We start from the raw sequence: 13193 nt of genomic DNA, 5'->3' as shown, positions 1-13193 counted from the left end.
GTATCGGGCGACCCCCCCTCGCCGTCCTACGCGGTCAGCCCGCTGAGCCGCAGCCGCACGCTCAGGTTGTCGAACACCGAGATGACCTGGCCGAGCGCCCAGGCGGGCGTCGTCCAGTCGCCGTCCAGCAGCGAGACGGAGACCTTGCCGTCCGCGATGGCCGTGGTGTCCGCGTTGCCGACCGGCTCGTGGGCGTCCGGGTTGACGCCCAGGTCGAGGCGGAAGCAGGTGTCGCACTGGTCGGGCGCCGGCACGTACTTGGTGAAGATCGCCTCGGCCGAACCGACGTTCGTGAAGGCCACCTTGCCGGTGGGCTTCACCGGGTAGTTGACGTTGAGGGTCGACTTGCCCGGCAGGACGCGGCCGTCGCGGCCCGCGGTGGAGACCAGCTTCTCGACGAGCTTGACGGTGAAGCCGACGGCCTTGGAAATCTGCGGGAACGGGTTCGCCGGGTTCGAGGTGTCGTATTCCGCACTCACCGCGATCGACGGGACTCCCTTTTCCGCGGCGGTGATCGCGGCGCCGACCGTGCCGGAGTGGTTTGTGGTGGCGCCCATGTTCTGGCCGGCGTTGATACCGGAGATCACCAGGTCGGGCTTCTTGTTCTGGTACACGTGCTGGATACCGAAGGCCACGGAATCGGCGGGGGTGCCCTCCACCGACCAGATTCCGGGCTCGACCTGGGCGGCCTTGAACACCGAGCCGGGCTTGGCGTTGATGCCGGTGCCCTTGCCGGACTGGTCGTTCGCCGGGGCGACGATGACGGCGTTGTGCCCGGCCGCCTTCAACGCGCTCTGTACGGCGCGGATGAAGGGGAACTGGTGGCCGTCGTCGTTGGAGAGCAGGATGTCCAGGCGCTTGGGCGCGGCGGGTGCGGCCGCTTCCGCGGCGGGCGCCGCGAGGCCGAACACCGATGCGCAGACCGCAAATGCGGCCACGAGTCTTGCGGGTTTCATGCCGAACCGAGCCATCTCTCGGGCCTCCGTCGAAAAAGAGGTGATTGCCGATGACGTGCAGCGGCACCCGGTGGACGGTACGGGTAGCGCGAACGAGCGCAGACGATTCCCCCGTGGCGGACACGCGCGCGGCTCCCCTGCGCGTAAGTCGTGTCGACCAGCGGATAGCGAAAATAGGCTCAACCCGCGGACATTTCAAGAGCAGGCAAAATGCAATGCCGCCCTGCGGGCCGCCGAGCCGGGCGGCACTCGGTCGGGAACACAGGGCGGCCGTTCGGTCGCGGGGTGGGTGTGGCCCGGGGCGCGCGGCGGCGGGTCGGCCGCGGTCCCGAAAACCAAGCGCGGCAGCCGGGCCCGGGGAACCGGGCCCCACAGCAGTTGGACGCTGATGGCCGAGCCCAGGTGACCAGGCCGAGGTGACCGGCCCAGAACGGTCGGCTCAGGTGGCCGGGTAGCGCTTGGCCCAGTGGGTGCGCGGGGCGTCCGCTCCGTGCAGTGCGGCCGACTGGGTCATCTCCATCGAGAAGTCGTCCGCCAGCTGCAACAGCGTTCCGCGGCCCTCCAGTTCGGCCACGAGATCCGCCGGGAGCGCGGTTTCGCCGTGCATGGCGCCGAGGAGGTTGCCGCAGATCGATCCGGTGGAGTCGCTGTCCCCGGAGTGGTTGACCGCGAGCAGCAGGCCGCTGCGGACGTCCGGGGCCACCAGCGAGCAGTAAAGCCCGATGGCCAATGCCTCCTCCGCGGTCCAGCCCTGGCCCAGTTCCTCGACGCGGCCCGAGTCCGGCGTGCCCTTGCGCACCATGGCCAGCGCGCCCTCGACCGCGGCCACCGTCTCCTCGTGCCCGTCGTGCGCGGAGGCCAGTTCCAGCGCCTCGCGCACCCCCGCGTCAACGCTCGCACCCTGCATCACCGCGTGCACGACGACCGCGAACACCCCGGCGGACAGGTAGCCGGTCGGGTGACCGTGCGTCAGCACCGCGCACTCGACCGCGAGTTGAAACACCAGGTCGGGGCTCCAGCCCACCAGCATGCCGAACGGCGCGGAGCGCATCACCGCGCCACAGCCCTTGGAGTCGGCGTTCTTCGGCTTGTCGAGGGTGCCCATCACCTCGTCGTCGAGACCGCGCAGGCACGCGTGGCCCGGGGCGCGCGAGCTGTACAGCCACTCCTCGCGCACCAGCCAGCCCTCGTCGCGGCGTTCGTCCGGACCCCACTCGCTCTGCGTGGCCTTCCAGCGCAGGTACGCGCGGTGCACGTCGGTCGGCGGGTGCCAGGCCCCGTCGTCGCGGCGCACGTGCGCGCGTATCAGCCCCTCGACGGTGAACAGGGTCATCTGCGTGTCGTCGGTGATGGCGCCGCGCCGGTGGTACGCCGTGACGTAGCCGGTCACCCCGTCCGGCCCGTGCTGCGCGCGGATCTCGTCGAGGGCCAGGAACTCGATCCCGGCGCCGAGCGCGTCGCCCACGGCGCCGCCGATCAGGCACCCTCTGACCCGGCTGCGGAAGTCCTGCTGCCGCTCGCGCGACCACAGTGCGGCCATGGATTCTGCCCCTCCCCGAATAAGAGGGCCGCGGACCGCCGGCTCCCCTCCGGCCGGGTCCCGCCCCGCTGAGTTCCCCCGCGTACCGTCACGTGCCGCCGGGGCGCCCGGTCGCACCCCCGTGCGGAAGCGTACCCACACGCGGTGGTCCCGAGCCGTCTATCTGACGATGCGTCAGATAGACGTTCCGCTTCGCGGCCCCGGCCGGTGCGCGCGTGCCGCGCGGCGGTCGGCCGGGGGCCGCCCGGCGGTCATCCGAGGATCGGGAGCATGATCTTCTCGACCTCGTCGTCGTGGCGCCGCGCGACCGCCTGGCGTTCGGCGCTCACCTCGCCGTACGTCGTCGTCCGCTGCCGCGCCCGGCGGCCCAGCGACGCGGCCATCGCCTCCAGTTCGGCGATCGACTTGCGCGAGCCGTTGTCCGCCCCGGCCATCCGCGAGATGGTCTCCTCCATCAGCGTCCCGCCCATGTCGTTGGCGCCGCCCTGGAGCATCAGGTTGGTGCCGTCGACGCCGAGCTTGACCCAACTGGTCTGGATGTTGGAGATCTTGCCGTGCAGCAGGATGCGCGCCATCGCGTGCACCGCCCGGTTGTCGCGCAGCGTCGGGCCGGGGCGGGCGATCCCGGCCAGGTACACCGGCGCGTTGGTGTGCACGAACGGCAGCGTCACGAACTCCGTGAAGCCGCCGGTACGGTCCTGGATCCGGCCGAGCAGGCGCAGGTGCGCGAGCCAGTGCGCGGGGGTGTCGACGTGGCCGTACATCATCGTCGACGAGCTGCGGATACCCAGTTCGTGGGCCGTGCTCACGACCTCGACCCACGTGGCCGCCGGGAGCTTGCCCTTGGTGAGGATCCAGCGCACGTCGTCGTCCAGGATCTCCGCCGCGGTGCCCGGGATGGTGTCGAGCCCGGCCTCCTTGGCGGCCTGGAGCCAGTCGCGGATCGACATGCCGGTGCGCGTCGCACCGTTGACGACCTCCATCGGCGAGAACGCGTGCACGTGCATCTCCGGCACCCGCTTCTTGACCTCGCGCGCGATGTCGAAGTACGCGGTGCCCGGCAGGTCGGGGTGGATGCCGCCCTGCATGCACACCTCGGTCGCGCCCACCGCCCAGGCCTGCTCGGCGCGTTCGCCGACCTGCTCCAGCGAGAGCGTGTACGCGTCGGCGTCGGTGCGCCGCTGCGCGAACGCGCAGAACCGGCAGCCGGTGTAGCAGACGTTGGTGAAGTTGATGTTCCGGTTGACGATGTACGTGATCTCGTCGCCGGACGCCTCGCGCCGCAAGTCGTCGGCGATGCGCGCCAGTTCGTCCAGTGCCGGGCCGTCCGCGTGGAACAGCGCGAGCGCCTGGTCGTCGGTGAGCAGCGCGGGGTCGGCGGCGGCCTGCGCGAGCGCGGCCTTGACGTCGCCGTCCACACGCACCGGCGCGGACTGCCCGTCGGCCATGCTGTCGCGCCCGTACGTCGCCTGCCCCCGCAGCTCCTCCCAGTCGCCGTACACCTCGTCGAAGTCGTCCCGGCGGTCGGACGTGCGGCCGGTGGTGTCGATCGTGACGTGCAGGTCGGTACGCCCCGACGCGGCCGCGAACAGGTCCTCGGGCTCCTGCCACGGCAGCCCTTCGGGGTTCCTGCCCTCAACTGCCATGCCGTCCGCGTCGCTCAGCGCCCGCACGTGCGGCAGCACCCGCGGGTCGAGCCACGGTTCGCCGCGGCGGATGAACTCCGGGTAGATCGTGAGGCGTTCGCGCAGCGTGAAGCCGGACTCGGAGGTGCGCTCGGCGAGTTCGTCGATGTGCGGCCACGGGCGCTCGGGGTTGACGTGGTCGGGCGTCAGCGGCGACACGCCACCCCAGTCGTCGATGCCCGCGCGGATCATCAGCGCGAACTCCTCGCCGACCAGGTTCGGCGGGGCCTGCACGCGCATCTTGGGGCCGAGCACGATGCGGGTGACCGCGATGGCGGCGGCCAGTTCCTGGAGGTCGGCGTCCGCGACCGAGCGCATCGCAGTGTCCGGCTTGGCGCGGAAGTTCTGCACGATGACTTCCTGGATGCCGCCGTACTGCCGGGCGGTCTTGCGCAGCGCGAACACCGACTCGGCGCGCTCGGCCATCGTCTCGCCGATGCCGATCAGGATGCCGGTGGTGAAGGGCACGTTGGAGCGCCCGGCGTCCTCCAGGACGCGCAGCCGCACCGCGGGCTCCTTGTCGGGCGAACCGTGGTGCGGGCCGCCGGGCTCGGACCACAGACGCGTCGCGGTGGTCTCCAGCATCATGCCCATGGACGGGCTGACCGGCTTGAGGCGCTGGAGGTCGGTCCACGACATGACGCCGGGGTTGAGGTGCGGAAGGAGGCCGGTCTCCTCCAGGACGCGGATGGCCATCGCGCGAACGTACGAGAGCGTGTCGTCGTAGCCGTGCGCGTCGAGCCACTCGCGGGCCTCGGGCCAGCGGTCCTCGGGGCGGTCGCCGAGCGTGAACAGGGCTTCCTTGCAACCCATCGCGGCGCCCTCGCGCGCGATCTTCAGGACCTCGTCGGGGCCGAGGAACATGGCGTGTCCCTCGCGCTTGAGCTTGCCGGGGACGGTCACGAACGTGCAGTAGTGGCACTTGTCCCGGCAGAGCCTGGTCAGCGGAATGAACACCTTGCGGGAGTACGTGATCACTCCCGGACGCCCCACCGCGTCCAGCCCCGCGTCGCGCACCCGGGCCGCCGACGCGCACAGGTCGTCGAGGTCGGCACCCTTCGCGTGCAGCAGCACCTCGGCTTCCGAGACGTCCAGCATGACCCCGTCACGGGCGCGGCGCAGGGCGCGCCGCATCGCGTTCTCGGTCGGAGTCTGGGTCATGCGACACCCCTCGCTGTCGTGCTTATCGCCGGTCCGTACAGGGCTTTCGGGCCCGAACAGACCAACTGTAGGCGTGCGTCCCAGAAGGTACGTCGACTCGTGTCGCACATCACGCCGCCCCGCCCGGCGGTGGCCCGCGACACGCCGAGGGCCCGGCCGCAGGGGATGCGACCGGGCCCTCGTACGGGCGTTGTGCGCCTACCGCGTCAGGCGTTTCAGGCGTTGGGGCCAAAGCTGACGGAGTCGTTCGTGACGGTGTAGGTGTCCTTGCCGGAGCGCAGCACCTTGCCGTTCACGGCCCCGGTGACCTGGCCGTCGCGGACGGTCTCGACGCCGTTGACGCGGACCGAGACGATGCCCTCGGACTCGGCGGTCAGGCGCGGGCTGTCACCCGGCAGGTCGTGCAGCAGGCGCGCCGGGCCGGAGTTGACCTTCTCCGGGTCGAACAGCACCAGGTCGGCGTGGTAGCCCTCGGCGATCCGGCCGCGGTCCTTGAGGCCGAACAGCTTGGCCGGGTCGGTGGTGAGCATCTGCACCGCGCGCTCCAGCGAGACCAGCTTGCGGCCGCGCAGCGAGTCGCCCAGGAAGCGGGTGGTGTAGGTGGCGCCGCACATGCGGTCCAGGTGCGCGCCCGCGTCCGAGCCGCCCAGGATCACGTGCTCGTTCTCCCAGACCTCCTGGCGCAGGTCCCACGACGCCTGGTCGTTGTCGGTCGGCATCGGCCACAGGACGGTCCTGAGGTCGTCCGCGGCGCAGATCTGCACCAGGGTCTCGAAGTCCTCCTGGCCGCGCTCCTTGGCGATGTCCGCCACGATGCGGCCGGACAGGCCCTCGTTGGCCGCGGAGTAGGTGTCGCCGATGACGTACCGGCCGAAGTCCACCAGGCGGCGGAAGACGCCCGCCTCCGGGCTGTTGGCGCTCTTCAGCAGGTCCGCGCGGACCTCCGGGTCGCTCAGCTTGGCGATGCGCTCCGGCACCGGCAGGGACAGCGTCTCGCCCCACTTGCCCGGCAGCAGGTTGAGCGCGCAGTAGTTGAGCAGCGACATGTTCATCGGCACCAGCACCGGCAGGGTGAGGATGACGATCTTGCCGCCCGCCGCCTTCGCCTTCTCGGACGCGTAGATCTGGCGCGGCACGCGGTCCGGGTCGGCCGAGTCCACGGTCAGCACGTTCCAGTTCATCGGACGGCCGGCACTGGTGGTCATGTTGACCAGCAGGTCGATCTCGTCGTCGCTGAACTTGTCGAGGCAGCCCGCGACGATGACCTCCAGCTGGGTGCCCTCGTGCTCGCCGACCTCGCGGCACAGCGCCAGGACCTCTTCCGGGGTCGCGTGGCGGGACGGGACGGGGTTGCCGTCGCCGTCGGTGTGGTTCGAACGGCCGGTCGAGAAGCCGATCGCGCCGGCCTCGATGGCCTTGCGCAGCTCGGCGACCATGGCCTCGACCTGCTCGGGGGTGGCGGCCCGGCCGAAGTCGGCGCCCATGACGTAGCGGCGGATCGCGCAGTGGCCGGCCATGAACGCGGCGTTGACGCCGATGGTGCCGTCCAGCTTGTCGAGGTACTGGGAGAAGGTCTCCCAGCTCCAGTCGATGCCGTTCTCCAGCGCCGGGAGGGCCATGCCCTCGACCTTGGCCATCATGCGGCGGGTGTAGTCGGCGTCCTCGGCCTTGATCGGGGCCAGGGTGAAGCCGCAGTTGCCGCCCACGATGGTGGTGACGCCGTGGTTGACCGAGGGGGTGGCGTACGCGTCCCAGTGCAGCTGCGCGTCGTAGTGGGTGTGCGGGTCGATGAAACCGGGGGCGAGCACGAGGCCGCTGGCGTCCTCGGTGGTCGCGGCCTCCTCGGCGATGCTGCCGGCCGGGCCCACGGCGACGATGCGGCCGTCCCGGATACCCACGTCACCTCGGTAGGAGGGTGTGCCCGTTCCGTCGACGACGGTGGCTCCGGTGATGAGGTGGTCGAGCATGACCCGGACTCCCTACTTCGATACAGAGGCGCCTGCGTGGTGCGGTGTCTCGCGGCCCTCCACGGCGCATTCCGAGGACCGACCGCGATTTCCTGATGGTACGTCAGATTTCACATTTGGCGAGTGACCCGGTGCCGTGAGATCAGACTCATCTAAGGTTCGCCTAACTCGTACCGGGCCGTGCCACGTGTCGCGCGGCCTGCCGTACATGTGTACTGGATCCGTACTGGATCTGCCGTACAAGTGTCCGGCACGCCGCGCGATTCCGGCGGCGCCGCGGGGGCGGCGCGCCAGGGGTGTCGAAAGTCGGCTACTTGCCCAGCAGCGGGGCAACCTGCGTCGAGAATGCCTCGATCTGGTCCAGCAGCTCCTGGAGCGTGCGGTTGCGGAAGCGGATCTGGATCTGGTTCGCGCCCTGCTCGCCGTACCAGCGCAGCGACTCGGCGAGCTGCTCCGGGCTGCCGGACAGGGTGTGCTCGCCGACCTCCCAGTCCGGCTTGCCGACGTACAGCATCTCGGTGATCGCGCCGATGTCCATCGCCTCGTCGGCGCGGCCGTACTCCTCGCGCAGGCGGCGCAGCTCGGCGACCTGGTCGGGGAAGGTGGCGCGCGGGCTGCCCTGCGGGAGCCAGCCGTCGGCGTACTTCGCGACGCGCTTGAGCGCGGCGCCGGCCGAGCCGCCGATCCAGATGGGCGGGCGCGGGGTCTGCACGGGGCGCGGGCGGGCACCCATGTCCTTGACCTGGAAGCGCTTGCCCTCGTACGTCACGAACTCCTCGCGCAGCGCGAGGTCGAGCAGCTCCAGCGACTCGTTCAGCGCCGGGCCGCGGTCCTTGAAGTCCAGGCCGTACATCTCGAACTCGGCCTCGACGTGGCCCGCGCCCGCGCCGACGATCGCGCGGCCCTTCGAGATGACGTCCAGGGTCGCGAAGGCCTTCGCGGTGGCCATCGGGTGGCGGTACGCGAGCACCGCGACGTGGCTGACGAGGCGCACGTTCTCGGTGAGGCCGGCGAGCCAGCCGAGCGTGGTCATGGTGTCCCACCACTCGGTGCCCATCATCGGGGCGTGGCTGCGGGGAATCGCGGTGTGGTCGCAGACCGCGATGTAGGCGAAGCCGCCTCGGTCGCACGCCTGCGCGATGGCCGCCAGGTCGTCGGGGCCGGCGGTCTCCTCCCAGGCCTCCGCGTACAGCTTGCTCTGCGACTGGATCGGCAGTTGCATGCCGTAATGCAGGACTCCGGGGGGAAGGATCGCGGCCATCGGGGACTCCCTGTCTCACCTTGTGTCATCTGAAGACCGGTCACATACTCCGATCTAACGCACCGTCAGACAAGACCGATCGGGCGCATACCGAGGGGACAGGCACGTGATCAACACCACCGATCCGACCATCGAGCCGGGCGAGGAGCGGATGCGCCTCGACGTGGAGGACGGTGTCGGCGTCGTCACGCTCTGCCGTCCCGAGAAGCTGAACGGGTGGAGCTGGGAGGCCAGCCGCCAGCTCGGCGTCATGGCCGACCGCATCCGCTTCGACCCGGAGATCCGCGTCGTCCTGCTGCGCGCCGAGGGCCGGGCCTTCTGCGCCGGGATCGACGTCACCGCCCCGGGCGGCAACATCAGCGGCCGCTCCGGCTCCGAACGCACCCGCAACTACTACGAGGGGCTGCGCTGGGTGCACGAGCGGTTCCGCGCGTTCGCCCGCCTGCCGCAGCCGGTCGTGGCGTCGGTGCAGGGCTACGCGCTGGGCTTCGGCTTCGAGCTCGCTCTGCTGGCGGACATCCGGGTGGCCGCGGACGACGCGGTCTTCGCCCTCCCCGAGGCGCAGCTCGGGGTGGCCGTCGACGCGGGCGGGGACATGCGCATCGCGCGCGAGGCCGGGGCCGGGTGGGCCAAGTACCTCGCCCTGACCGGCCGCCGCATCGACGCCGCCACCGCCGAACGCCTCAACCTCGTCCAGCTCGTCGTCCCGCGCGACGACCTCGACAAGACCGCCCGCGAGATCGCCGCCCAGATCGCCGCCAACGCCCCGCTGGCCGTCCAGGGCATCAAGCGCTCGATCGACACCTACGCCGACGCCGCCCTCGACAACGCCCTCGCCCAGACCGCGATGACCGCCGCCGTGACCCTGGCGTCGGAGGACATCACCGAGGGGTACGGCGCCAAGGCGGCGAAGCGGACGCCGAACTTCGAGGGGAAGTAGGGCGGGAGGTGGTTCGGGCGAGGCGGCCGTCGTTGGCGGTCGCCGCGTGGGGCTCGCCACGTGGGCCCGCCGCGTAGGCCCGCCACGTGAGGCCCGCCGCACGGGCCCGCCACGTGAGGCCCGCCGCACGGGCCCGCCACGTGAGCCCGCCGCGTTAGCCCGCCATGTGAGGCCCGCCGCGGGGACGCCCACGAGAGCCGCGGCAGAGTCCGCGCGGTGAGCGAGCCGCAGCACGGCGGGCCTCCGGGGCGGGGCCGCCGCGGGCAGCCGCGCGACGAGGGCGGGCTGCGGCGCGACGGGCGCCCCGAGGCAGGGTGCGCGTGCGGTGCAGGGCGTACCCGCTCCCCCGCCCCTCCCCCTCATGCCGCCTGGGGGACCGATCCCACCAGGCCGCCGTCGATGACCAGGTCCTGACCCGTGATGTACGCGGCGTCCTCGGAGGCCAGGAACGCCACCGCGGCGGCCACGTCCTCGGAGTGGCCGAGGGAACCTATCGGCACCTCCGCGGAGTTCGCGGCCTCGGCGCCCGGGTCCGGGTTGACGTCGCGGTACATCTCGGTGTCGATGTAGCCGGGGCTGACGGAGTTGACGCGGATGCCGCGCGGCGCGAGGTCGGCGCCGAGCGTGCGGGCCAGGTTGTGGACGGCGGCCTTGGTGGCCGAGTAGACCGAGGCGACGGACAGGCCCCGGTGCACCGTCCACGACGCGTTGATGACGATCGCGCCGCCGTCCCTGAGCAGCGGCAGGGCCTTGGCGACCGTGAAGTAGACGCCCTTGAAGTTGACGTCCACGGTGTGGTCGAAGTCGGCCTCGGTGATCTCCGCGCTGGGCTTGAAGACGCCGACCCCGGCGTTCGCGAAGACGGTGTCGAGGGAGCCGCGCCAGGCCCGCACGCGGTCGATGAGGTCGTCGAGTTCGGGCAGTACGGCGACGTCCGCCCGCACCGCGAGGATCCGCGTCGGCGCCACCCCCGTCTCGGCGACGAGGCGCGTCACCGCCGCGTCGAGGCGGGGCTGCGTGCGGCCGGTGACGACGACGTACGCGCCCTCGTCCAGGAGCCTGCGGGCGGTGGCGTACCCCATGCCGCTGGTGCCGCCGGTGATCAGGACCGTCTTGTTCGTGTGTCGGTTCATGGCCATGATCCTGCGGCCGATCCGCCGGGCCCGGCAGTGCGCGTTGAACCTGGGTCCGGCAGCACCACCCTCGCGCGTCAGACGGCCGCCGCGAGCAGCTTCGCCAACCTGGCCTCGGTGTCGGTGCCGACGGCGGGCGAGTGCAGGATCATGCGGTGTCCGGGCAGGTCAGGGAGCGGGAGCGAGGTGTACTCGAACGACAGCCGGCCGACCTCGGGGTTGACGAGGGTCTTGGTGCCGCGGGTCGCGGAGCCGATCGGGTGCTGGGCCCAGATCTCCGCGAACGCCGGGCTGACCGCGCACACGTCGTCGGCAATGCGGCCGAACTCCGGGTCGTCCGGGTAGCGGGCCGCGTCGGCGCGGAACTGCCCGACGATCGTGCGGGCCACGTCCTCCCAGTTCTCCCATTCGCGGCGCTGGCGGGCGCTGGTGAAGAAGCTCACGAGGCAGTTGTGCGCGGCGTCGCCGTAGTCGAAGACCGGACGGGCGGCGGCGTTGAGGGCGACGAAGTTCCAGTGCCGGTCCACGACGTACGCGGGCCTCGGCATCCAACCCTCGATCACCCTCCGCACCTCGTCGGGGACCGGCCGGTCCACCGGCGCGGCGGGCGGCGGGTTGAGGCCCGCGAGCAGGTACAGGTGGTCGCGTTCGACCGCCTCGAACCGCAGGACGCGGGCGATGGCGTCCAGCACGTCGGCCGAGACGTTGATCTCGCGGCCCTGCTCCAGCCACGTGTACCAGCTGACGCCGACCCCGGCGAGGACGGCGACCTCCTCGCGCCGCAGGCCCGGCGTGCGGCGTCCGCGGCCCGCCGGCATGCCGACGTCCTCGGGCGTCAGGCGTGCCCGGCGGGACCGCAGGAACTCGCGCAACTCGACCCGCCGCCGCTGCCGTGCCTCCGCCGGGAGCCGGGATATGTCCACCATGCCGACCAGGCTAATCCGCCACGCGGCCCACTCGGCCGGACCACCCGCCACACCCCGCCGCAGATGCCCCCGACGACCTGCCGTCCGCCCCCAACCTCCAGCCCGGACACCCATCCCTGTTTGTGTGGATCCCGGACACCCATCCCTTTTTGTGTGGATATTTGTGGGTGCCGCGCGGTCGGCAGGTGCCCCGACCACTCACCGTCCTCCCCGCCCCAACCCCTCCGCCCCCAACCTCCAGCCCGGACACCCACCTTTTTGTGGGTACTTGTGGGTGCCGCGCGGTCGGACGAAGGTTGTGGTCAGGAGGTGGCGGTCAGGACGCGGAACGCTCCTGGGCCCGGAGGTCCATGAGGCGGTGGCCCCAGTCGGAGAGGGGGGCCAGTGCCTCGGACAGTTCGCGGCCGAGGTCGGTCAGCGAGTAGACCGTCTTCGGTGGCAGGACGTCGTGCACCTCGCGGTGGACGAGCCCGTCCTCCCGCATCTCGCGGAGCGCGTCGGCCAACACCTTCTCGGTGAGGCCGGGGAGTTCCCTGCGCAGTTCGCCGGGACGCCGGGGGCCCGTCTCCAGCATCCACAGCAGCGCCGTCTTCCACTTGCCGTCGACCACGCCGATCGCGGCGGTGACACCGCAGACACCCGGGTCCGCAGCCCTCCTGCGCGTCATGCACAACCCCTTTTGCAGCTATTTGTCAGCAATCGATCTCTGCCGTACGGGAGTACCCTCATGTCCCCCAACACCGACCCGACCGCCGCTTCTTCCGTCACCGTGCTCGGCCTGGGCCCCATGGGCCGCGCGCTGGCCGGCGCCTTCCTGGACGCGGGCCTGCGCACCGTCGTCTGGAACCGGACGCCCGGCCGCGACGACGAACTCGTCGCCCGCGGCGCGCAGCGCGCCATGACCGCCGAAGAGGCGGTCGCCGCAAGCCCGTTGACGGTGGTCTGCGTCGTCAACTACGACGCGTCCGACGCGATCCTGCGCGACGGGCCGGTCACCTCGGCGCTCAAGGGCCGCACGGTGGTCAACCTGACCGCGGACACCCCGGACCGCGCCCGCGACACCGCCGCGTGGGCGTCCGAGCACGGCGTCGACTACCTCGACGGCGCGATCATGACCCCGACCACCACCATCGGCACCCCGCACGCGGTCCTCATCCACAGCGGCCCGCAGCCCCTGTACGCCCGACACCGACCGGTCCTCGACGTCCTCGGCGGCACCCACACCCACCTGGGCGAGGACATCGGCCGGGCGGCCGCGTACGACGTCGCCCTGCTCGACATCTTCTGGACCGCGATGTCCGGCTACATGCATGCCGTCGCCATCGCCAAGGCAGAGGGCATCTCCGCCACCGAACTCCTGCCCTTCGCCCAGGGCATCGGCGCGATCCTCCCGCCGGTGTTCGCCGACACCGCCGCCGAGATCGACAACAACACCCACTCCGGCGAAGGCAACCCCATCACCTCGGCCGTGTCGTCGATGGCCCACATCGTCCACGCCTCGGAGACCCACGGCATCGACGCAAGCATCATGCGGGCCGCCGAATCCCTCGCCCGCAAGGCGATCGACCTCAATCACCCCACCGACGGCTTCACCCGCGTAGCCGACGTCCTCAGCCGCGGCTGA

General features: G+C 71.4%; 10 protein-coding genes. 2 read left to right on the top strand and 8 right to left on the bottom strand.

Annotated elements, in window-relative coordinates:
* Positions 1 to 26 precede the first annotated feature (26 nt).
* The 5 genes from surE to ACRX5S_RS37765 all read right to left on the bottom strand — a co-directional run bounded on the left by surE (position 27) and on the right by ACRX5S_RS37765 (position 8570).
* Positions 27 to 956 carry a 5'/3'-nucleotidase SurE gene (gene surE / locus ACRX5S_RS37785; protein ID WP_436777786.1) on the bottom strand — a complete coding sequence of 310 codons (930 nt, stop codon included), beginning with the start codon at positions 954 to 956 and terminating at the stop codon, positions 27 to 29.
* A 439-nt stretch (positions 957 to 1395) separates the two neighbouring features.
* Complete coding sequence (locus ACRX5S_RS37780; protein WP_436777785.1) at positions 1396 to 2496, bottom strand: ADP-ribosylglycohydrolase family protein; 1101 nt, start codon at positions 2494 to 2496, stop codon at positions 1396 to 1398.
* Positions 2497 to 2747: 251 nt separating this feature from the next.
* The gene (locus ACRX5S_RS37775; protein ID WP_436777784.1) at positions 2748 to 5342 is read right to left on the bottom strand and encodes a bifunctional FO biosynthesis protein CofGH; all 2595 of its coding nucleotides are present in this window, start codon (positions 5340 to 5342) and stop codon (positions 2748 to 2750) included.
* A 215-nt stretch (positions 5343 to 5557) separates the two neighbouring features.
* Entirely contained in the window at positions 5558 to 7309 is a 1752-nt protein-coding gene (locus ACRX5S_RS37770; RefSeq protein WP_436777783.1) for an N-acyl-D-amino-acid deacylase family protein, read from the bottom strand.
* 310 nt (positions 7310 to 7619) lie between these two features.
* Positions 7620 to 8570, bottom strand: a complete 951-nt coding sequence (locus tag ACRX5S_RS37765; protein WP_436777782.1) for an LLM class flavin-dependent oxidoreductase — start codon at positions 8568 to 8570, stop codon at positions 7620 to 7622.
* Between the two features lie 106 nt (positions 8571 to 8676).
* Between ACRX5S_RS37765 and ACRX5S_RS37760 the strand changes: the two genes are divergently transcribed.
* Positions 8677 to 9510 carry an enoyl-CoA hydratase/isomerase family protein gene (locus ACRX5S_RS37760; RefSeq protein ID WP_436777781.1) on the top strand — a complete coding sequence of 278 codons (834 nt, stop codon included), beginning with the start codon at positions 8677 to 8679 and terminating at the stop codon, positions 9508 to 9510.
* A 359-nt stretch (positions 9511 to 9869) separates the two neighbouring features.
* Here ACRX5S_RS37760 and ACRX5S_RS37755 read toward each other — a convergent pair whose 3' ends face one another.
* The 3 genes from ACRX5S_RS37755 to ACRX5S_RS37745 form a co-directional block, all read right to left on the bottom strand.
* Positions 9870 to 10643, bottom strand: a complete 774-nt coding sequence (locus ACRX5S_RS37755) for an SDR family NAD(P)-dependent oxidoreductase (RefSeq protein ID WP_436777780.1) — start codon at positions 10641 to 10643, stop codon at positions 9870 to 9872.
* Between the two features lie 77 nt (positions 10644 to 10720).
* Positions 10721 to 11569: a helix-turn-helix transcriptional regulator gene (locus ACRX5S_RS37750; RefSeq protein WP_436777779.1), complete on the bottom strand. Its 849-nt coding sequence runs from the start codon at positions 11567 to 11569 to the stop codon at positions 10721 to 10723.
* Between the two features lie 316 nt (positions 11570 to 11885).
* On the bottom strand, positions 11886 to 12236 hold the full coding sequence (locus ACRX5S_RS37745; RefSeq protein ID WP_436777778.1) for a winged helix-turn-helix transcriptional regulator: 351 nt from the start codon (positions 12234 to 12236) through the stop codon (positions 11886 to 11888).
* Between the two features lie 60 nt (positions 12237 to 12296).
* On the opposite strand from ACRX5S_RS37745, the gene ACRX5S_RS37740 reads away from it, so the two are divergent.
* Complete coding sequence (locus ACRX5S_RS37740; protein ID WP_436777777.1) at positions 12297 to 13193, top strand: NAD(P)-dependent oxidoreductase; 897 nt, start codon at positions 12297 to 12299, stop codon at positions 13191 to 13193.

It is taken from the genome of Yinghuangia sp. YIM S09857, assembly GCF_051388915.1.
Taxonomy (GTDB): Bacteria; Actinomycetota; Actinomycetes; order Streptomycetales; family Streptomycetaceae; genus Yinghuangia.
Note: the sequence above shows the minus strand (reverse complement) of the source record. Positions and strands in the feature narration are given on the sequence as shown.